At 61.6% G+C, this 20,062-nt stretch carries 17 protein-coding genes and 1 tRNA gene; 10 read left to right on the top strand and 8 right to left on the bottom strand.

What is annotated here, in order from left to right; genetic code table 11:
* Window positions 1-9 precede the first annotated feature (9 nt).
* A tRNA-Phe gene (locus ASF04_RS23535) sits at window positions 10-85 on the top strand.
* A gap of 236 nt (window positions 86-321) precedes the next feature.
* Here ASF04_RS23535 and ASF04_RS23530 read toward each other — a convergent pair.
* Both ASF04_RS23530 and ASF04_RS23525 read right to left on the bottom strand, forming a co-directional pair.
* Entirely contained in the window at window positions 322-1,017 is a 696-nt protein-coding gene (locus ASF04_RS23530; protein ID WP_056147161.1) for an alpha/beta fold hydrolase, read from the bottom strand.
* An 11-nt stretch (window positions 1,018-1,028) separates the two neighbouring features.
* Window positions 1,029-1,604 carry a TetR/AcrR family transcriptional regulator gene (locus tag ASF04_RS23525; protein ID WP_056147159.1) on the bottom strand — a complete coding sequence of 192 codons (576 nt, stop codon included), beginning with the start codon at window positions 1,602-1,604 and terminating at the stop codon, window positions 1,029-1,031.
* A 113-nt stretch (window positions 1,605-1,717) separates the two neighbouring features.
* On the opposite strand from ASF04_RS23525, the gene maiA reads away from it, so the two are divergent.
* The 9 genes from maiA to ASF04_RS23490 all read left to right on the top strand — a co-directional run bounded on the left by maiA (window position 1,718) and on the right by ASF04_RS23490 (window position 9,579).
* Window positions 1,718-2,380, top strand: a complete 663-nt coding sequence (maiA, locus tag ASF04_RS23520; protein WP_056147157.1) for a maleylacetoacetate isomerase — start codon at window positions 1,718-1,720, stop codon at window positions 2,378-2,380.
* Between the two features lie 186 nt (window positions 2,381-2,566).
* Entirely contained in the window at window positions 2,567-3,271 is a 705-nt protein-coding gene (locus tag ASF04_RS23515; protein ID WP_056147155.1) for a glutathione S-transferase family protein, read from the top strand.
* A 215-nt stretch (window positions 3,272-3,486) separates the two neighbouring features.
* Window positions 3,487-4,575 (top strand): NADH:flavin oxidoreductase, encoded by a 1,089-nt coding sequence (locus ASF04_RS23510; RefSeq protein ID WP_056147153.1) that lies wholly within the window; start codon window positions 3,487-3,489, stop codon window positions 4,573-4,575.
* 459 nt (window positions 4,576-5,034) lie between these two features.
* Window positions 5,035-5,730, top strand: coding sequence for an SDR family NAD(P)-dependent oxidoreductase (locus ASF04_RS23505; protein WP_229205174.1), 696 nt, complete (start codon window positions 5,035-5,037; stop codon window positions 5,728-5,730).
* Between the two features lie 93 nt (window positions 5,731-5,823).
* On the top strand, window positions 5,824-6,594 hold the full coding sequence (locus tag ASF04_RS23500; protein ID WP_056147150.1) for a ParA family protein: 771 nt from the start codon (window positions 5,824-5,826) through the stop codon (window positions 6,592-6,594).
* Window positions 6,595-6,698: 104 nt separating this feature from the next.
* The gene (locus tag ASF04_RS23495; protein WP_056147148.1) at window positions 6,699-8,126 is read left to right on the top strand and encodes a sugar porter family MFS transporter; all 1,428 of its coding nucleotides are present in this window, start codon (window positions 6,699-6,701) and stop codon (window positions 8,124-8,126) included.
* A gap of 12 nt (window positions 8,127-8,138) precedes the next feature.
* On the top strand, window positions 8,139-8,321 hold the full coding sequence (locus ASF04_RS27100) for a DUF2256 domain-containing protein (RefSeq protein ID WP_082488974.1): 183 nt from the start codon (window positions 8,139-8,141) through the stop codon (window positions 8,319-8,321).
* A gap of 18 nt (window positions 8,322-8,339) precedes the next feature.
* The gene (locus ASF04_RS27095; RefSeq protein WP_082488973.1) at window positions 8,340-8,525 is read left to right on the top strand and encodes a T6SS effector amidase Tae4 family protein; all 186 of its coding nucleotides are present in this window, start codon (window positions 8,340-8,342) and stop codon (window positions 8,523-8,525) included.
* A gap of 85 nt (window positions 8,526-8,610) precedes the next feature.
* Window positions 8,611-9,579, top strand: a complete 969-nt coding sequence (locus tag ASF04_RS23490) for an alpha/beta fold hydrolase (RefSeq protein WP_229205171.1) — start codon at window positions 8,611-8,613, stop codon at window positions 9,577-9,579.
* A gap of 8 nt (window positions 9,580-9,587) precedes the next feature.
* Here ASF04_RS23490 and ASF04_RS23485 read toward each other — a convergent pair whose 3' ends face one another.
* The 6 genes from ASF04_RS23485 to ASF04_RS23460 all read right to left on the bottom strand — a co-directional run bounded on the left by ASF04_RS23485 (window position 9,588) and on the right by ASF04_RS23460 (window position 19,898).
* Window positions 9,588-9,797 carry a DUF2945 domain-containing protein gene (locus tag ASF04_RS23485; protein ID WP_056147147.1) on the bottom strand — a complete coding sequence of 70 codons (210 nt, stop codon included), beginning with the start codon at window positions 9,795-9,797 and terminating at the stop codon, window positions 9,588-9,590.
* A 101-nt stretch (window positions 9,798-9,898) separates the two neighbouring features.
* On the bottom strand, window positions 9,899-12,694 hold the full coding sequence (locus tag ASF04_RS23480) for a M16 family metallopeptidase (protein ID WP_056147144.1): 2,796 nt from the start codon (window positions 12,692-12,694) through the stop codon (window positions 9,899-9,901).
* A complete protein-coding gene (locus tag ASF04_RS23475) occupies window positions 12,684-15,539 on the bottom strand; it encodes a TonB-dependent receptor (RefSeq protein WP_082488971.1) in 2,856 nt (951 codons plus the stop codon). Before ASF04_RS23475 ends, ASF04_RS23480 begins: the two co-directional genes overlap by 11 nt.
* Before the next feature lie 96 nt (window positions 15,540-15,635).
* Window positions 15,636-16,634 carry a FecR domain-containing protein gene (locus ASF04_RS23470; RefSeq protein ID WP_082488970.1) on the bottom strand — a complete coding sequence of 333 codons (999 nt, stop codon included), beginning with the start codon at window positions 16,632-16,634 and terminating at the stop codon, window positions 15,636-15,638.
* Window positions 16,616-17,104 carry a sigma-70 family RNA polymerase sigma factor gene (locus ASF04_RS23465; RefSeq protein ID WP_056147137.1) on the bottom strand — a complete coding sequence of 163 codons (489 nt, stop codon included), beginning with the start codon at window positions 17,102-17,104 and terminating at the stop codon, window positions 16,616-16,618. The genes ASF04_RS23470 and ASF04_RS23465 overlap by 19 nt, the downstream gene beginning before the upstream one ends.
* 127 nt (window positions 17,105-17,231) lie before the next feature.
* Window positions 17,232-19,898: a TonB-dependent receptor gene (locus ASF04_RS23460; RefSeq protein WP_229205170.1), complete on the bottom strand. Its 2,667-nt coding sequence runs from the start codon at window positions 19,896-19,898 to the stop codon at window positions 17,232-17,234.
* Window positions 19,899-20,062 lie beyond the last annotated feature (164 nt).

Here is a 20,062-nt window from a genome sequence, read left to right as displayed (position 1 = left end):
CTGGTCCTTGGCCTGGTAGCTCAGTTGGTAGAGCAGAGGATTGAAAATCCTTGTGTCGGTGGTTCGATTCCGCCCCGGGCCACCAAGAACATCGTTCACGCAACGCCCACTCATGCAAGTGGGCGTTGTCGTTTGTGGACTCCACGGTCCTTGGGTCCGGTTTATTTCCGGTACCTTTACCCATTAGCGATGGGTGAAGTCCGGACTGCGACTTTCCCGCTTACATTGCAGCACAGGCCGAAGCTATCGCCCTGCCGCCTGCGTAACCCGAGGCGCCTTCAGCAGCCTCGGTACAAGATCTTGCCAGTCGTCCTACCCACCCTATCGTGCGCGCTGCATTGCAGCCTCGCCGATAAAAGCGTGGAACGACGCGGCAGCCTGCTTCGGCTGCTCCAGCGCCGGCAAGTGACCGCATTGCGACAGCAATTCGAAGCGCGCGTGCGGCATCGCTTGAGCGAGCTGCTGCCCGCACGCCGGCGGTGCAATCGGATCTTCGTCACCAGACAGGATCAGCGCAGGCATGCGCAGCTCGCCCAGCCTGGCCCAGATATCGTCCCGGCTGGCCAGCGCACGCGCCTGCGCCGCGCCAGCCGCCGCGCCGACGCGGTGCGCCATGGCTTTGAAGGCGGCCGTTGCTGCGTGATCAGCCGGGCGCACGACGATTCCCGCCAAAAAATCAATGATCGCCTCTGGCGTCGCTTCGAGTCCGGCGGCAAGATCGGGCCCGCCGGCGGCCGGGACGCCGGCGTTGCAGCCCATTAGCCAGAGTGCGGAAACACGCTCCGGTGCGGCAACGGCAATTGCAAGCGCCAGATTGGCGCCGTATGAGGTGCCTACCAGCGCAAAGGTGCGCGGCGCGCGCGCAAGAATATCGGCGACGCTATCGGACAGGCGCGCTTGCGGCGACATCAGGATTTGCGGTTCGATAGCGTCGCCGAGGGCGGCGATGACATCCTGGTACAGCATTTCGTCGCACAGCAAGGCGGGAAGGAAGACAGTGGGCAGGCGTGGTGACATGGGTGGCTCCATTAAATAGAAGAAGTGGTATCGGCGAGCAACAGCTGCGCCTGGTTCAGGATTGTCAGTAGCTCCGGTGCTGGCAGGCCGGCCTTGCGCAGCGTGATGGTGCCGATCACCAGCGCCAACAAGGCGGCGGCGCGCGTTTGCGCCAGCTCCGGGGTAAATCCGGCCCGCTCGAGCAGGCCGACGACCAGCTTGCCGATGCGGGCAACGTGACGCTGACCGAAGGCCGCCAGGGCCGCATCATGCGGTGCAAGTTCAGTCACACAATTGACAAAAAAACAGCCACGGCGGCCTGCATCGACGGCGGCAATCGCGGCCAGTACGGCATGGACGGCCTCGAGGGCAGGCATGGACGACGCCATGGCCTCGAGCCTGGCAAATAGCTCATCGGCATAGAGTTCGACAGCGGCCATCAACACGGCGTGCTTGGAACCGAAGCAGGCATAAAAACTCGACCGGCTCAAGTGCATGGCAGCGGTCAGATCGTCAAGCGAGGTTGCCTGGTACCCTTTTTCCCAAAACACCTCCAGTGCATCCCTGAGTGCTTCGGCAGGCACGAACTGGCGTGGCCGCCCCAGCATTGGGGAGGTCGGTTGCGTGTGGTTATGTGTGGAGCGGCGTGTAAGTCTGGACATGGCTATAATTATAGATCGATCAGTCCACAATGTGTGTCTAACCTCAAAGGAAATCAGCGATGACCACCCCAACCACTTTCGAGCTGTATGCTTACTGGCGCACGTCGGCCACTTACCGGGTACGCGTCGCCCTCAATCTAAAGGGGCTGACGGCGAACGAACGCATCGTCAATATCGATGCCGGCGAGCAGCGCGACGAGAAATTTTTGAAGATCAATCCCCTTGGCGCGATCCCAGCCTTGGTTGAGATCGGCCATGCGCCGCTGACACAGTCGCTGGCGATCCTGGAATTTCTGGACGAATACCAGCCGGCGCCCCCGTTGCTGCCGCAGGACCTGCATGGGCGCGCCCGAGTCCGCTCAATCGCTGCAATGCTCGCTGCTGATACCCATCCGTTGATCACGGGGCGCGTCAAAAAATACTTGACTGCCGCCACTGGAATGGACGACACGGCTTGGCGTGCATGGCAGATCCAGTGGTTTGGGACCGGCTTGGCCGCGCTCGAACAACGTCTTGCCGCCGAGCCGCAGACAGGCGTATTTTGTCATGGCGACACGCCGACGATGGCCGACATCTGTCTTGCCAGCATTGTGGAAATGGTGCGGATTTTTAAGATTACGATCCCGGATATACCGACGATCGACCGGATCATGGAAGCTTGCGACACCCATCCGGCGTTCATCGAAGCCAAGCCGAGTCGTCAGATAGGTGCTCCGGCCTGAACAGGCGCGCCAAAAAAGTGGCCGGGGGCTATGAAGCCCCGGCAAACCGGATGACAGGCTCACTCATCGCGCGAGAGGGCCGCACGGCTAGGCATGCAACGACGAGCAACGCAGCACCCGCTTGTCAGGCGCGCCAGCAGCGACTCCGGCCTATAGGAATAGGCTCTTAATACACGAAAGATTTCCATGACTGAACGGCTCAAACTGTATACATCACCCTCAGCGTTTCCCAATCCCCAGCGCCTGCGCTTGTTCCTGCATGAGAAAGGGATCGCGGAGCAATTTGAGGAAACAATTTACGATATGTCGCCTGGCGGAGATCAACGCAAGTGGCCACACCTGAAGATGAATCCGTGGGGTGAAACCCCCACTTTGGTGTTATCCGACGGGCACTATCTGTCAGAAGCAGCAGCGATCGCGCGTTACCTCGACCAACTGCACGACGGTAGAAAAATCATGGGGCAGTCGCCGCTAGAGCAGGGGATGGACACCATGTGGGAAAACCGGATCTTCACGCACATTCTGTACCGTATTGTGACCATGTTTCACGTCATGCACGAAGGGTTAGGTCCGAAACTCGAGCTGACGCAGAACCGCCAGTGGGGCGAACATTGTCGCAAAGAGGCGTTGGCACACGCCGCTCTGGTAGATCGCCATTTATCCGACGGCCGTGCATGGATGCTTGGCGGCGACGAACCGACATTCGCCGACATTACATTATGTACAGCGATCGCTTTTTCTAAATTTCCAGTGAATGCCACGCCTCTTGATGAGCGGTTCGAACATCTTGACGCGATATGGCAACGATGGAAGACGCGTCCCGGCTTTCAACGCGCATACGCGGATGGAAGCAGCGGCCTCGCTGAGTTGGCGCATTTGCACAAACTTTAAGCCGACGGTATTTCATCACCAAACCAGCATCGGGAAGGTTCAGATGCTGGAATTTCGAGTAAGCACTTCTCCAAAAACACGTGTCAACAGATCGTCGATTGACTGTCACGCCCGCTTGCTCACGAATAGGCAGCTTCGCAAAAAATACTAAAGAGATTTGAACGACCTGGCTTTGCTGCACAGGTAGCAACCATGCTTTTCTAAAGGAACCAAACATGACCAGCAACCCGATTCTATTCACGGAGACCAGCATAGGCAAGCTGGCATTGAAGAACCGCCTCGCGGTCGCGCCGATGACCCGTATTAGCGCATCAGCGGAAGGCTTGGCGAGTGACGACATGACGCGCTATTACGCGCGCTTTGCGCGCGGTGGTTACGGTCTTTTGATTACTGAGGGGGTGTACCCGGATGTACGGCATAGCCAGGGTTATCTATACCAGCCCGGCATTGGGAACGATGCCCAGGCACGCGCGTGGCGCAAGGTGATCGAAGGCGTGCATGCGGAAGGGGCAAAAATCTTTATCCAGCTGATGCATGCGGGCGCGCTGAGCCAGGGCAGTCACTGGAGCACGGAAACGATTGGGCCATCTGCCGTGCAACCGGTCGGGGAACAGATGAGCTTCTATCGCGGTAAGGGAGCCTATCCAATTCCGCGGGAGATAACGCCCGATGAGATTACGCAACTCATACAAGACTTCGCCGATGCCGCGGCCCGTGCCAAGGCCGTCGGCTTTGATGGTATCGAAATCCATGGCGCCAACGGCTATATTCTCGACCAGTTCCTGACCGCCTACAGCAACCAGCGCGAGGACCGTTATGGCGGCGCCACTGAAAACCGTGTGCGGCTGCTGGTCGAGGTAAGCCAGGCGGTACGGCATGCTGTCGGACCGGAGTTCCCAGTTGGCATCCGCATTTCACAGGGCAAGGTCAACGATTTCGTACACAAATGGGGGAACGGAGTAGACGATGCGAGCGTGATTTTCGGAAATTTGGGTAAAGCCGGCCTCGACTATATTCATGTCACCGAGTACGATGCGACCCAACCAGGCTTTGGCACCGGGCCTGCACTGGTCGAGCTGGCCAAACGCTACGCAGGCCTGCCGATCATTGCAAATGGTCAGCTCGAGGAACCGGCCAAAGCCGCCGCGCTGCTGGCCACTGGCACCGTTGACGTCATTGCGCTTGGCAAAGGCGCGCTAGCAGACCGCGATTGGCCGCAAAAGGTCCTGCGAAACGAACCGCTGACCGAATTCGATAACGCTTTGTTGCAGCCGCTAGCCCATATCAAACCGAGCGAAATCTGATCGAACCGCGCGGTGCGGACATCGGAGACCTGAAGATTGAAAATCCTTGTGTCGGTGGTTCGATTCCGCCCCGGGCCACCAAGAACATCGCTCAGTTCGTCTTGAGCAGTCTGAAAAACCGCATTCTTCATGGGAGACTGCGGTTTTTTTACGTCCCAAACAATCCAGCAGAGTCCGCCTTCAGCCATGCACCTGGCAGGGCAACATCAAGCCCGAGTGGCCCTTTCGGGGTCAGAGTTGCCCCGAAAGGAGGCCTGCCATGGCTCTGACCGATGGAGGACTTCGATAACCGCTAGAAAAAAACGCCAACCATCGCCGGTTGGCGTTTTTTTGGGGCAATTCATTTTCCCCGTGCCCGGTAACCTGCTGCTCATCGGCGACACGTTGAAACAACTGCTACCCTGCCCTTTACGCTTTGAACACTGAACCATTTTCGAGATGCACAAGGAACCCGCCATGATGGACAGCCTTCCCGACCAATTTCACGCGCTGGTAATCGGCGCCTCCGGCACCATCGGCGCCGCCTTTGTCGATCTGCTGCGCGCCTCGCCGCGCTGCGCATCGGTGCGCGAACTGCATCGCCACTCATTACCGCCAATCGACTTTGCCGATGAGGATAGCGTCGCCGAGGCCGCGCGGCAGTGCGCGGCCGGTCCGCGCCTGCACCTGGTCATCAACGCCGCCGGCGTGCTGCACACGCCCGCGTTCATGCCGGAAAAACGCCTCGCCGACCTCAATACCGTGCAAATGCAGGCCACGTTCACGGCCAACGTGTTCGGCCCGGCGCTGCTGCTGCGCCACTTCGTACCATTGCTCGATAGCCAGCGCGCCGTCATGGCCATGCTGTCGGCCAAGGTCGGCAGCATCGGCGACAACCGGCTCGGCGGCTGGTACAGCTACCGCGCCTCGAAGGCGGCCCTTAACATGATGGTCAGGACGGCGGCCATCGAAGTGGCGCGCCAGCAGAAGAACAGCGTGCTGGTCGCGCTGCATCCGGGCACCGTCAACTCGCATCTGTCGCAGCCGTTTCGCGGTAACGCCATCGGCCGCCCGGCGCACGATGCCGCCACCGACATGCTGCATGTGCTCGATGCGCTCACCCCGGCCGACAGCGGGTCGTTCCGGTCGTACAACGGCGTCGAACTGCCGTGGTAGTGACCGCTAATCCGTGACCGCGCCATCTTTATATCCCTTGCCCACGCCAGTTCATCTAGAATGGTTGCATTTCCATCACTACATGGGCGTGCGATGAAACGGGTGATCTTCAATCAAAAAGGCGGCGTGGGTAAATCGACCATCGCGGTAAACCTGGCAGCGATCGCTGCCAGCCAAGGCAAGCGCACGCTTCTGATCGACATCGACCCGCAATGCAATTCCAGCCGCTACGTGCTGGGCGCAGTGGCGCACGAGACGACGCCGACTTTGAAAGACTATTTCGAACAGGTGCTCAGCTTCAGCCAGTTTGCCCAGCCGGCCGGCCACTACGTTCATTCCACGCCGTTCGAGAACCTGTCCATCATCGTCGCTCACCCCGAACTGGGCGATCTGCAGTCGAAGCTCGAATCGCGCAACAAGATCTACAAGCTGCGCGACTTGCTGCGGGAACTGGGCAAGGAATACGACGACATCTTTATCGATACGCCGCCCGCCTATAATTTCTTCAGCCAGGCTGCCCTGATTGGTGCGGACAGTTGCCTGATTCCGTTCGATTGCGACGATTTTTCACGCCAAGCCTTATACACGCTGATCAACAACATCAAGGAAATCAAGGCCGACCATAATGCCGACCTCATCATCGAGGGCATCGTGGTCAACCAGTTCCAGCCGCGCGCCAGCTTGCCGCGCCGCATGGTCGAGCAGCTCACGGAAGAAGGCTTGCCCGTCTTCGACAACAAGCTGTCGAGTTCAATCCGCATCCGCGAATCGCACGAGCGCAACCTGCCAATGATCCACCTCGACCGGAATCACAAGCTGAGCCAGGAATACCTGGCACTATACGGCGAACTGACAGGTTCCTGAGCGACCGTTGGCAGTTGCCATATGTCTCCCACCGAACTTACATCCTCAGCAATTTCAATTAATCTGCACAAGATTGATGCTAAGAAATTGCTAAGGATTCAGTCATGCCCTCCCATTCAGAACCGCCCGCCAAGGCGGTCCCGCCCGATACCAAGGAAAGCCGCTTTGTCTTCAAGGTAGCCATCGCCGCTACCATGGGCGCGCTGGCGTTCGGTTACGACACCGGCGTCATTTCCGGCGCCCTGCCCTTCATGAGCGCGCCGCTCGAACAGGGCGGCCTGGGCCTGACCCCGGTCACTGACGGCATCGTCACATCTGCCCTGGTGTTTGGTGCCGCCATCGGTTCGCTGATGGCCGGTACGCTGTCGGATAAATATGGCCGCCGTAGCACTCTGATGGGCTTGTCATTGGTGTTCCTGATTGGCGTACTGGGCACAACATTTGCCCCGTCGGTCGCGATCATGGTGGCAATGCGCTTCGTGCTCGGCCTTGCCGTGGGCGGCGCCTCGTCCACCGTGCCGGTGTTCATTGCCGAGATGGCAGGCCCCAGCCGGCGCGCGCGGCTGGTCAGCCAGAACGAGCTGATGATCGTCAGCGGCCAGTTGATCGCATATATCCTCAACGCAGCGCTCGCACACTTTTATGGTTCGCCCGACGTCTGGCGCTACATGCTGGCGATTGCAGCGGTGCCGGCCATCCTGCTGGGACTGGGCATGCTGATGGTGCCGGCCTCGCCGCGCTGGCTGGCCAGCAAGAACCGGATGGATGAGGCGCGCGCCGTGCTGGAACAGATACGCTCGAGCGAAAAACAAGTCGAGCGTGAGCTCGACGAAATGGTCAAGCTCAACGAGATCGATCGCGACCAGGCCGGCTGGTCTGCCGTGATGGGCACACCGTGGATCCGCAAGTTGCTGTGGATCGGCATCGGCCTGGGCTTCGTAGCCCAGTTCACCGGCGTCAACGCCTTCATGTATTTCACGCCGATCATCTTGAAGTCAACCGGTCTCGGCACCAATGCGGCGTTGACTGCCACTATCGGCAACGGCGTGGTCGCACTGATCGCCACCTTTATCGGCATCTGGCTGATCGGCAAACATGGCCGCCGGCCAATGCTGATGACGGGCCTCGGCTTCGTGATCGCTACCCAGGCCGCGCTCGGTGCGGTGCTGCTGTTGATGCCCGAGGGCCTGCTCAAAAGCTACGCTGCCCTGGCCTGCATCCTGTGCTTCCTGCTGTTCATGCAGATGCTCATTTCGCCCGTGTACTGGCTGCTCATGTCGGAGCTGTTCCCGATGCATGTGCGCGGCGTGTTGACCGGCACTGCCGTGGCGTGCCAATGGGTATTCAACGGCCTGGTGGCGCTGCTGTTCCCGATTGCCATGGCGCAGTTCGGCAGCGCGACGTTCTTCGTGTTTGCCGGCATCAATGTGCTATCGCTGATTTTTGTCACGACCTGTCTGCCGGAAACCAGGGGCAAGTCGCTGGAAGGCCTGGAAACCTTCCTGGAGAAGGAGCTCGGCAAGAGCAACTAAGGAGAACATCGCATGGCGAAAATGCGCAAAAAATCGGAGCTGCCGACCAAGCTGTGTGCGCATTGCCAGCTGCCTTTTACGTGGCGCAAGAAATGGGAGCGTGATTGGGTGCAGGTGAAGTATTGTTCGGAGCGGTGTCGACGGGCTGGCGCGCCCGCAGAAGCAATGGAACACTCTCCAATGTCGCGGCACTAGAGTCCGGATAATCCAAAAATACTGTCCCGGGCGCGCGACCTGATCGACTTCTTGCAGCGACGCTGGGGCAAAGCCGAGGTCGTGCAAATTCCGGCTGCCGATGGCGGCGCACTGGCTGGCAAACAAGGCATGATTCTGTTCCGGGTATCCGGCTGGTCGAACGCCCAGGGCCATCCTATGCTGTTCGACGGACGCACCTGCTAAGACCGCTGCCACTTGAAATTGCTGATATATTGATAATATTCCCGGCTGCCGGGCACCCCGCCTGTCCCGCTAACAAGGTCCCCCCGTGATCAAAAAATACCTGCTGATGTTGATATTGGCCCTGATCAATGCTGCCTGCCTGGCGCAAGAAACGGTAAAGGCGGAAAAAATGGACGTATTGCTGACGCCCGACATCGGCGGCATCAAGCAGGCGATCGAGATCAAAACGGACGATGCGCGCAAGCCCGTGCTGCTATTCCTGTCCGGCGGTCCCGGCAGCTCCATGATGAAGAACGCCGATGCGTTCACCACAATATTAAAAAGCAGGTTCACCATTATTCAATGGGATCAGCGCGATGCCGGAAAAACGCTCAAGCTCAACCCGTCTCCAGACCAGCCAACGTTGGCGCAAATGACAGAAGATACGCGCCAGGTGGTCGAATTCATCAGGAAAACACTGCACCAGGAAAAGATCTATTTATTGGGCAGTTCCTGGGGCAACGTACTGGGTTTCGACATGGTGAAAAACCACCCGGAATGGCTGCATGCCTACCTTGCAGTCAATCCCGTCGTCAGCCAGATGGACAGTGAAAATGAACTGCTGCAAACGCTCAAACTTCATCTCAAGGATAATCCCGCCGCCAGCAAGGAACTTGCTCAGGTAGCCGCTCCCTTCGCTACCGAGCAGGATCTGTTTTACCTCAGAAAATGGCTGTTCTACAAAGAAGGTAAGAAATTCGTATTCGACCCGGAATTCAAAGCCTTTTTTGGCGAATGGGCGAAGACCTGGACGCCGGTGTGGACCGACGTGATGCGCATCGATCTGCGCCAGACTTTACCAGCGGTTCAGTGCCCGGTGTATTTCTTCGTCGGCAAGAACGATATCCAGACTTCCGCTGGTATCACGACCGGGTATTTTGAAAAGCTCCGCGCTCCGAACAAGCAGTTATTCCTGTTCGAGCATTCAGGCCATCAAATACACCAGGAAGAAGCCGAGAAATTTCAACATACAATCATCGGCATATTGGACGCCACCATCGCCGGGCAGCGGTAGCGTCATCCTCACACCTTTTTCAACGCCTGCGCCTTGTGCGCCGCCTCTGCCCCGGTCTTGTCGCTCACCACCAGGTATTCAGGGTGCGCGGCCGACGCCGCCACGTGGTGGCCCTTGATGTCCGTCGGCGCGGTCAGTTTCTGTTTGATGGTGCCGTGCACCGTGCCCTGCGACGATTCCCATTGCACCTTGTCGCCGACTTTGAATGTGTGTTTCATGGCCGCTCCCGTATCAACGCAATACGATGATTTGACCATGATTTGGCGCAGAAGCGCGCCCCGTCGATGCAACCGGACGCGCCTTGCCGCACACAGGCAGACTACTGCGGCGCCGCATCCTTCGGCAGCACTTTCACCACCGCCAGGTCGCCGGCCAGTTTGAACTCCTGCGCCAGTGCGCGCACGCTCTCGGGCGTGAGGCCAACGGCCAGTTGCTGGCTGTCTTTCAGGTACCGGGCGTCGCCATAGCGCGCGTAGCTCAGTTGCAGGCGGTTGAACTGGGCCGTGGCGTCGGTCTTGCGCTTGCTTTCGTCGCTGCGCATCTGGCCGATTTCTTCTTCCAGCATGGCGGTGTCTATCCGCGCTGGCAATTTTTCCAGCACCGCCCTGGCGGACGCCCACAGCGCATCGAGCCGTTCCGGCGCGGCGGTGAACGACAGTTCGCTGGTGAGGCGGCCCTGCGGCTCCAGGCTCAGCTTGTAAGTCAGGCGATAGATGCCCGCCTCTTTTTCGCGCAGCTCGGTGCGCAGCTGGCGATACACGATGCGCGAAACAATGGCCGTGCGCATGGCCCGCTCCGGCGACCACGCCAGCGGCTGGCTGCCGTGCGCACGCACGCTGCCCTGCGGCTCGATGCCGATCGCCAGCCGGCTCTCGCGGTAGCCGCCCACCTGCTGCAGCGCCGTGGCAGACGCTGATACATCCTGGCGCGAAATACCGGCCAGGCGGCGTGCCACCAGCGCTTTTACGGTGGCGGTATCGGCCGGGCCACTGACGAAATACGTCACCGGCAGCGCGCCCAGCTGCTGCCACTGGCGCCGCACCAGCTGCAAACCGGCCTGGCTGTCGAGTTCCTGCACCGCCGCCACGTCCGGCATGGCGTCGGCCGGCAGCCGTTCGCCATAGCGCAGGCGGCTCATCTCGCGGCTGGCGCGGTCGCCGGCGCTGTCGGGGCGGCGTGCGCTCACGCGCGCCAGTTGTTCGCCGGCGTCGCTCAGGGCCGCCTGCGCTATCTCGGACTGTGCCTGGCCGGCTGCGTAAAGCAGGAACAAGTCGTCCAGCTGCGCCGCCGGCACCTGCGCCGTGTAGGTCAGCTGGGTTTCGGTCTGCTGTTGCGACAGCCGCACCTTGTTGGCCGCGCTCCAGCGCGCCATCTCGCCACGCTCCTGGCCTTCGAGGTCGGCGGCGTTGCCCAGTTGCGCAGCCAGCTGCCATTGCCATCCGGGCGCACCCGGCAACCGGTAGCCTGCGCCCGACTGGGCGGCAAACCGCATCACCGTGTCGTTCGGGGTGTGACGCCAAACCACCACGTCGCCATTGCCCAGGCTCCAGCGCTGCACGCCCTCGCCCAGGTCGTCCTGGCGCACCACGGCGCCCGACGATTCGATCTCTGGCAGCACCACTGCCGGCAAGGCGGTCTGCGCCTCCTTGTTCACCTTCACCAGTGCCGGCAACCGTTCCGCCGCCAGCGTCTTCTGCATCGCCAGCACTTCTGCTGCTGTCGGCAAGGTGAGCGGGCTCAGTCCCGGCGCCAGCATGAACACTGCGCGGTCGGGGGCATCAATCCACTGGCGCACGCGCGCGTTCACTTCCGCCGGGGTGATGGCATCGGCGATGCGTGCGATCTGCGCCTGCTTTTGCTGCGGGTCTTGCAGCACGCGTTCGGCCTGCACCGCGCCGACCAGCATTTGCTGCCAGCCCTGGAAATCGCGCGCGGCCTGCTGCTGCGGACCCTTGGCATTGAGGCGGCGGATCTCGGCGATCTCGCTGCGGATGTCGTCCTCGCGCAGGCCATCACGCCGTACGCGCTCGCGTATCACGAGGATTTGGCGCAGGCCGGCCTGGTGGCTGCCAACCGCCACGCTGGACGCAAAGCCCAGCGACGCCGTGGCTTCGCCGAGCTCGCCCTTGCTGCTGGTAAGTGACGATACGCCCGCCGGCAAGCTCTCTGCGGCCTGGCGCACCAGCGCGCGCAGGCTACGTTCGGCCACGCGGTCCACTAGCCGTGCACGCAAACCTTGGTCGTCCTGGCGCTTGTCCACGGCAAAGCGGTTGACGAAGCCTACCTGGCTGGTGCCGCTTTCCGAATCCTGCAGGCGCAGGATTTGCAGCTGGTCGCGCAACACCGGATCGGCGGCATTGCGTGCGGGCAGCGCGGCCGGCTTCAAGCCGTTGAAGGCGGCTGCGATTTGCGCACGCAGGGTCTTGGCATCGACGTCGCCCACCACCACCAGCGCCATATTGCCGGGACGGTACCAGTCCTGGTAAAACTTGCGCAGCGATTCGGCCGGCTGCGTGCGGATGCTCGCCTCGGTGCCGATGGTGGGTCGCTGCGGATACAGCGAGCCTTCGCGCAGCATGGCGCGGCGCTGGCGGTCCATGCGCTCGCGCACACCGAGCTTGCCGCGCCACTCTTCCAGGATCACCTGGCGTTCGCGCTCGAGCGCATCGGCCGGGATGTGTGCGCCGCCGGCGATTTGCGCCAGCGCGTTCACGCCAGCCGCGATCGTGTCCGGTTTTTTATCGGCCATCAGCTGGTACAGGGTGCGCTCGAAATTGGTCTGCGCGTTGTAGTGCTTGCCGATGCGCCAGCCCTGGCTTTCCATGTACTTGCCCACGCCCTCGGGGTGGGCGGCAGATGCCTTGAACACCATGTGCTCGACCATGTGCGCCACGCCCGACTGGTCGTCGCGCTCGTCGAGCGAACCGGCGCGCACCACCAGTTGCAGCGAGACCGTGTCGCCCATGCTTTTGCCATCGACGATGTAATACGTAAAACCGTTATCGAGCTGGCCGCGCTGCACGCGTTCGTCCCAGCGGAAGGCTTCGGCCGCCGTGGCAGCCGACATGGTGAACCACAGGCCGACGACGGCAAACAGTTTGAATTTAGAAGTCATAGCCAATCTCCAGTGCGATGGTGCGGCCGCGTTCGTAACTCGCATAGGTATCGTTTACCGCGATCATGTTCTTGTGATTGGTAATATTTTCGATGGTCAGTTTCACTTCGAGTTCCTGCCGCTTGTAGATCCGTGGCGTCCAGCGGATCACGGTATCCAGCGCCACCGAGCGCGGCATATTGGTGCGCTCGAAATTGACCAGGCTCACGCCATCGACCACCGCCGAACCGCGTTGCAGTATCTGCTCGAAACCGCCGCGCACGCGCAGCATGTTGTTGATGGTCAGGTGCTGCGCCGGCAAGGTGGTCATGGCGCCCAGCCGGGCGGTCCAGGGACGGTTGTAGTTGGCTGCCGGGATATCCGAATAGCGCATCACGGTGCCGTCATACATCACCATTGCGTCGTTGAGCATGGCGGTGCTGTAGCTGGCCGCATAGGTCGAGTAGTTGGCCTTCGTATCGCTCTTGTTGACAGCCACCCAGAACCGGTTGGCGCTCTTGAGTATCTTGAATGCGCGCGCGTTCGACCAGCTGACCGTGATGTCCCTGGTGGTGCTCTGGCCGTTGTTGGTGAAGATGAAGCAGCTGTTGTTGGCGCAGTCGGACTGGTTGGTTCTCGACACCCGCACGATCTGGTCGTTGCCGTCGCGGTGGGTATAGCGCACGCTCAGCGGCCCGGCCAGCAAATCCGACTCGTAAGTCAGGCCGGCAGTCAGTTCATCGTCGTACGGCGAATCCATGTCCTCGAGGCGGTTCGACGGCTTGGTGGTGGTCGGCGCGCCCCAGACCAGCGACGACGAACTGCGGGTGCGCTGGGTCTTGAACGCATTAACCTTTTCCTGCATGGCAAAAGCAAACAGGTTACGGCCGTAATAACGGTTGGCGCCCAGGTCCAGCGCCAGCACGTCGCTGGCCTGCCAGCCCAGTTTGACGCGCGGTGCAATATTGGTCTTGCCGATCAGTGAATCGCGGTCGCCGCGCACGCCGGCCCGCAGCGAAAAGTCGCCCCACGTGGCTTCGTCTTCGAGATAGGCGGAAGACGAATGGGCTTTGACGTCGATGGTGCCGACGTTATAGACAATCTCGGTGCGGAAGTACTGTCCCACGCCTTGCCGGCTGGGCGCGGCGGAGCAAGCCACGGTATCGGTAATGCCATCGGTGCCCAGGCAGCGCGCCATGATGCCGGTGGCCGGCAGGCTCGAGACGGTGGAATAGTTGTACTGGGTTTTCAGGCGCGCATACGTGCCTTCCTGGTTGCGCAGCTCCAGGCCGCTGGCCACGCGGTGCCTGACCGGTCCGGTGTTGAAAGGCGTGAAGGCGGCGCGCAGCTTGTATTCGGCGGTCTTGATTTCCTGGTCCACATCGCCTTGTGCGCCCTCGCCGCTCATCGGGTTGATGCCGAGGGTCGGGTCGCCCCAGTTCTTGTCGGCCGACCAGCGCCAGTTCATATAGGTGTCCGCTTCGCCCCGACGCGATTGCTTGTTACGCGACCAGGATAGCTGGTTGGTCACGGTCGCCAGGTCGTAGCGCGATTCGATCCGTCCGCTCAGATTGAGGCCGCCCGATTTGATGGTGTAGTCGCTGTCGCGGTAGTTTTCGATGAAATAGCTGTTGTTCGACGGCGCATGAGCGAGCGTCATTTCACCCTTGTGAATGCCGGTCGCGGGCGTGTAGTCGGCCTTGACCACCAGCGTATCCTGCTCGCGCTTTTGCGTCACTTCGCGGCTGACGGTGGTGCCTTCGTTGCTAGTGGTAAAGCGGTTGAGCGGAATTTCGGAAGTGCGGCGCACACCGCTCACCAACATACCCCAGGCGTCGCCGAACCGGGCTTGGGCCGTGGTTTTATAGGTCCATTTCTTGAAACGCGGTTGCAGGTCGGCGTTCGACGACTCTTCGAACTCCCGTTCCCGCGCCGGATCGATCAGCAGCTTGCTCCAGCTCGACGAGGTATAGCCGATGGCGACCTTGCCGCCGAACTGCTTGCGCGCCGCGCAGATGCGCGACTTGACCACGCCACCGACGAAACGGCCATATTCGGCCGAAACGTTCGAATCGAGCACCTCGATATCGCACAGGATGCTGGCGTCCACCGCCAGCGATTGCGCCGAACCCGGTATCAGGTCGGGACTGGTGGTAGTGATCTTGTTGCCCGGGTCGATATCATTGGAAATCGATACGCCATCGAGCAGGATTTCGTTCTGGTAGGCCTTGGCGCCGTGGATGCTGATCTCGGCCGGCGCAATCTCGCCGCCGGTGGCCGACGACAGCAGCGCGTCGTCGAACTGCACGTTCGGATTAATGCGCAACATGCTGGTCATGTCGCCGTTGACGGCGGCGGCATTGCTGATCATTTCGCGGTCGAGCCGTTCCACCGTCCCCAGCGAGGACGCCTGCACGTGAATCGGCTGCAGCGTCGATTCGGGTTCGGCGCCAGCCGCCTTGTCGCCACGCGCAGCGGCAGCGGCCGGGCGTTCGCGCAGCACGAAGCCGCCCGACCTGTTCATCACCGCATCGTATTTGGTACCGGCCAGCAGCGCCTGGAAGCCGCCCTGCACATCGTACTTGCCCTGCAAGCCTTTCGACTGGGCGCCGCCGAGCTGGCCGGCGTCGAACACCAGTACCACGCCCGCTTCGGCGGCGTAGCGGTTCAGCACATCGGCCAGCGGCGCGGAGGCGATGGCATAGGTTTTGGCGGGCTGGCTGCGCAAGGCATCGCCATCGGCAGCAATCGCCACGGTGGCCGGCAGCAGGATGCCGGCGCTGAGCAAGGCGGCCAGCAAGGGGCGGATACGCAGTTGACGATTGCGCGCTCGGCCGGTGACGGCACTCTGGAGGACAAGGTTCATTTTTGATGGAAAAGTGATCGACTTCCCTGTAGGCCGGATCACCAGTCAAAAAGTACCGTCTTTTTGCAAAATATTTTTTGCGCCCTTCGGGCAAGCCTATCTGGGCCGCAGGCGCCAGCCGTCGCCGGCCTGGTCCAGGCGCAGCCCGAGGCCGTCGGCTAGGGTGTGCAGCGAGCGCTCGGCGGCGTCGATGCGGAAGGTGCCGGAGACGCGTCGCACCGCCAGCGCCGGCGCCACCTCGATGCGCTGCCCCGAGTACAGCGCGAAGCGCTCGGCAAATTCGGTCAGCGGCATGTTGAGCGCGGTGAGCAGGCCCCGGGTCCAGGCGTCTTCCGGGAACAGTGCGGCTTCCGGGCGGCCGCTGGCGGTTTTGGAAAACAGCACGCGCTGCCCCGCTTCCACCCGCACCCGCGAACCGGACAGCGGTTGCGCCTCGGCCGCGCTTTGCTGCACTGCCAGCACGGTGTGGGTATCGAACAGGCTCACGGTCAGGCGCGTGCCCAGCGGCCGGATCACGCCATCGCGCGCCAGGATGCGCAGCGTGCGGCCCTGCGGATCGCGCCCGCTGGTCAGTTGCAGCACGCCGGCGGTCAGGTACAGGTCGCGGTGATTGGCATCGTAGGCAATTCCCACCCGGGTGCCGGACGCGAGCCACAAGCGGCCGCCGTCAGGCAAGGCCACTTCGCGCCGCTCGCCTTTGGCGGCGACGATCCATTCGATGTGCGGCACATCCGCCGCGCCCTGCCAGCTGGATGCCAGCCGGTAGCCGATGGCGCCGGTGGCGATCACGCCCAGCATGGCGAGAACCTGGCGCCGGGTGCTGTGGCTCTGGCGCTCGGCCTGCTTGCGGTCGGTCTGCTGGAATACATGCGGCGCCTGGCGCGGCGCCGCCGCCAGCAGGCTTTGCAGCTTTTCCACTTTTTCCCACGCCCAGCGATTGGACGGATCGGCGTCGTGCCAGCGCTGCCAGCGCCGGCGGTTCTCGGACGAGTCATCCTCGGCCAGCAGCAGGAACCAGTCGGCCGCCGCTTCCAGCGGCAAGTCGGCAGCAGCGGCGGCGGACGGCGCTGATGTCATCACAGGCACTTCAGGCATTGCACCACCGCCTGCTGCATATATTTTTTGACACTGCTTACCGACACTCCGAGCTGCGCGGCGATGGTGGCCTGGTCCAGCCCCTCCACCTGCGCCAGCAGGAACGCCTGGCGCACCTTGGGGCCCAGGTCGGCCAGCAGGCGGTCGATGGTGAGCAGGGTTTCAAGCAGGATGGCGCGTTCTTCGAGCGATGGTTGCAGCGCGGGCGGCACCAGCGCCAGCTCGGCCAGGTAGGCCTGCTCGATGTCGTGGCGGCGGAAATGATCGATCATCAGGCCGCGCGCGATGGTGGCCAGGTACGAACGCGGCTGCGTCACGTCGGCCACGCAGGCGCCCGATTGCAGGATGCGCACGAAAGTATCTTGCGCGAAGTCAGCAGCGCGGTCGGAGCAGTGTCCAAGGCGCGCGCGCAGCCAGCCGGTTAGCCACGGCCGGTGTTCGCGATACAAACTTTCTACACTGACATCCACTATCGGCCCTGCCCATCCAGAATTAAATGAGAACTATTATCATTTAAAAGTGGATGAGTGGCAAGCAAATTAAAACGCACTGTGGGCTGGAGGCCGCACAGTGCGCTGGTTTGACGCTGATGACTGCTTAGAACTTCAGGCGCATGGTCAGGCCGACCACGCGGTCATAACGGCGGATGTCGCGCGGGTTGCTGGCGATACCATGGTAGTCGTGGTACGTGCGGTTCAGCAGGTTTTCCACGTCCAGCGTGAAGCCCAGGTTGTCGGTCACGCGGTACGAGATCGACGCATCGGCGGTCTTGATCGGATCGACGATCAGGTCCAGCGGGCCCACCGGGGCCGGCAGGTTGCGATAGTTGAAAACATCGACAAACTTGCTACGCCAGTTGTAGGCCAGGCGTGCCGACCACTGTCCGCGTTCATACAGGCCAACGATGTTGTACGAGTTTTTGGACAGGCCCTGGAACGGCTTTTCCACGCCCTGATCGACCAGGTGGCCCTTCAGGTACGTGTAGTTCGCTTCCATGCCGAAGCCGCCCAGCCAGCCAGGCAGGAAATCGAAGAACTGGCGGTAGCCGAATTCCACACCCTCGAGCTGGCCCTTGTTGACGTTACGCGGACGGGTCATCAGATATGGCTGGCCGTCGATCATCTCCAGGTCCGTCGCGGGGATGATGTAGTTCTCGAACTTGTGCTTGAACACGGTGGCGGTCAGGCTGCCGGTCGGCGCAAAGTACCATTCCAGCGCGATGTCGGCGTTCTTGCCGGTCACCGGTTTGAGGTCCGGGTTGCCGCCGCTGCCGGCGAGATTGCCCTGGCTATCCTTGATCGTGCCCAGCGAGACGCCGGGGTTGAAATCGCCGAAGTTGGGACGCTGGATCGCCTTGCCGGCGTTGAAGCGGGCAATCAGTTTGTCGGTCAGGCTGGCCTTGAGAGTCAGGTTGGGCAGCACGTCAGTGTCCGACACGTTGCGGTGTACGGCCACCTGTTTGCCGCCGATGTTGCTGAAGCCATTCACGTCGAGGTCGGTCTTGACCACGCGTACACCCAGCGTACCTTCGATCGGTACCGGGCCGGCGTCGAAGCCGAAGCGGGTCTTGCCGTAGAACGCGCTGGTGTCTTCGCTGTTGGTGTAGAGCGAGTACGGATCGGCAGGGCTCCGGCCGGCCTGTTCGCGGCCGTACAGCTTGCGCCAGGCGTCGATGTTGGCGTGCTGGTACTGCTCACAGATCACCAGCCAGCGGTTCATACCGTAGTCGTTGGCCAGCGGCATCGACGGGCAGGTCAGTCCTGGCAACGATGAAACGGCTGGCAAGGTTGAGACTGGCGGAGTGCCTGCTCTTGGCACGTCCAGGAAGTTGTTGCTCTCGTGCTGGTATGACGATTTGCGCTTGGCCAGGCGTACGCCACCCGAGAACTCGCGGAAGAAGTGCTCTTCGCCGGCGTTCCAGGTGACGTCGCCGCGCCAGTCGTTCGAACTGCCGCCCGAGCGCTGCCAGTTATCGATGAAGGCGCCGAGCGTGTAGTTGTTCGGATCCAGCATGTTGTAGCCAGGGTAGTTGTAATAGGCGCCGCCGTCCTTGTAGGTGCTGGCCGTGATCGTGGTGGGATGCGCGTTCATCTCCATGATCGGCATGTCCTGCTTCCACTTGCTGTAGGTGTGTACGAATTCGCTGCTGACCTTGAGCGACGGCGACACGTTCCAGCGTCCGCCAATGGCGGCCTGGTGGGTTTCCGAATCGTCCTGCGGCGTCTGGTTCGAGCTCAGCGCGTTCAGGTTGCCGGTCGAGGTTACGGTATCGACCTGCTTGGTGCCAGGGAACAGCGTGTACTTGCTGTCGGCATTCCAGCCCAGGCCGCTGATCATGAACTGGCGTTCCATGTCGTGATCGATGCGGGTGGACCAGCCTTCCGCGTACAGTTCAACGGTGTTCGATGGCCGCCACTGGAACGCCCAGTTGCCGGTGTAGCGGGTGCGTTCGCCCCGGCCGTTGGTGTGTCCCACGTCGAACGGACCGGTGATGGTGGGGTCGCTGGTCACGGTATTCGATGGTGGCGAACTCCACGTCGCTTCGTCATGGTAGCGGCCCAGCTGGTACGACAGGCCGAACAGCGCGCCGAAGTCGCCGTACGCGGTTTTCCAGCGGTTCGAGACCATGCCCGATACCTGCGGGTCGCGGGTGTTCGATTTGTCGCGGTCTTCCACGCGCGCAGCCAGGTTGCCCGAGAAGCCGGCAAAGTCGAACGGGCGCGCGGTACGCACGTCGATCACGCCGGCGGTGCCGCCCTCCACCATGTCGGCGCTTTGCGTCTTGTAGACGTCGATGCGCGAGAGCATGGTGGTGGGAATGTCGGCCAGGTACAGGTTACGGCCATTGGACGTATAGACTTCGCGGCCGTTGAGCAGCGTGGTCAGGCCGGGCAAGCCACGGATGATCACGGAGCTGGCCTCGCCGCCCGCGCGCAGGACCTGCACGCCGGTCACGCGGCCAAGAATTTCGGCGACGTTTTTGTCGGGGAATTTACCGGCTTCTTCGGCGACGATGGAGTCGATCACGTCGTCGGCATTTTTCTTGATGTTCTGGGCGCTCTGCGCCGCGCGGCGCACGCCGGTAACGGTGACCGAGGTCACCGCGCTCACCGGTGCGGCGGCCTCTTGCTCGGCGACGACCTGGGCGTTCTGCGCCCAGACCGACGCGCTGCTCAGGATGCCGGCGCCGGCCAGGATGGCAACGGTCAGTTTGATTTGCATGCGTGGGGACGCTGCGTGACGCCCGGTTGGGTGTGCGCTCATGATATCTCTCTCCAGTGTTCTATTTTTTTGTTGGTGCACTGGACCGATGACCCAATGCAACCGGTGCCATCTTAGAGAGCGCGCATTTTCTGAACCAATCAATTTTTTGCGCGCACCGATACCGAAACTACTATGTCAATAGGGTCTTTCGCACTGTTTTCGTG

The organism is Duganella sp. Leaf61 (assembly GCF_001421905.1).
Taxonomy (GTDB): Bacteria; Pseudomonadota; Gammaproteobacteria; order Burkholderiales; family Burkholderiaceae_D; genus Rugamonas; species Rugamonas zoogloeoides.
The sequence above is the reverse complement of the archived record's forward strand: the minus strand, read 5'-3'. Positions and strand labels throughout refer to the sequence as shown.

Coding starts and splice junctions, on each gene's coding strand:
- ASF04_RS23460 (WP_229205170.1), bottom strand. CDS start 19,898: ATGAGCGCACACCCAACCGGGCGTCACGCAGCGTCCCCACGCATGCAA.
- ASF04_RS23495 (WP_056147148.1), top strand. CDS start 6,699: ATGCCCTCCCATTCAGAACCGCCCGCCAAGGCGGTCCCGCCCGATACC.
- maiA (WP_056147157.1), top strand. CDS start 1,718: ATGACCACCCCAACCACTTTCGAGCTGTATGCTTACTGGCGCACGTCG.
- ASF04_RS23470 (WP_082488970.1), bottom strand. CDS start 16,634: ATGCCTGAAGTGCCTGTGATGACATCAGCGCCGTCCGCCGCCGCTGCT.
- ASF04_RS23475 (WP_082488971.1), bottom strand. CDS start 15,539: ATGAACCTTGTCCTCCAGAGTGCCGTCACCGGCCGAGCGCGCAATCGT.
- ASF04_RS23500 (WP_056147150.1), top strand. CDS start 5,824: ATGAAACGGGTGATCTTCAATCAAAAAGGCGGCGTGGGTAAATCGACC.
- ASF04_RS27100 (WP_082488974.1), top strand. CDS start 8,139: ATGGCGAAAATGCGCAAAAAATCGGAGCTGCCGACCAAGCTGTGTGCG.
- ASF04_RS23525 (WP_056147159.1), bottom strand. CDS start 1,604: ATGCTGGGGCGGCCACGCCAGTTCGTGCCTGCCGAAGCACTCAGGGAT.
- ASF04_RS23510 (WP_056147153.1), top strand. CDS start 3,487: ATGACCAGCAACCCGATTCTATTCACGGAGACCAGCATAGGCAAGCTG.
- ASF04_RS23485 (WP_056147147.1), bottom strand. CDS start 9,797: ATGAAACACACATTCAAAGTCGGCGACAAGGTGCAATGGGAATCGTCG.
- ASF04_RS23530 (WP_056147161.1), bottom strand. CDS start 1,017: ATGTCACCACGCCTGCCCACTGTCTTCCTTCCCGCCTTGCTGTGCGAC.
- ASF04_RS23505 (WP_229205174.1), top strand. CDS start 5,035: ATGGACAGCCTTCCCGACCAATTTCACGCGCTGGTAATCGGCGCCTCC.
- ASF04_RS23515 (WP_056147155.1), top strand. CDS start 2,567: ATGACTGAACGGCTCAAACTGTATACATCACCCTCAGCGTTTCCCAAT.
- ASF04_RS23480 (WP_056147144.1), bottom strand. CDS start 12,694: ATGACTTCTAAATTCAAACTGTTTGCCGTCGTCGGCCTGTGGTTCACC.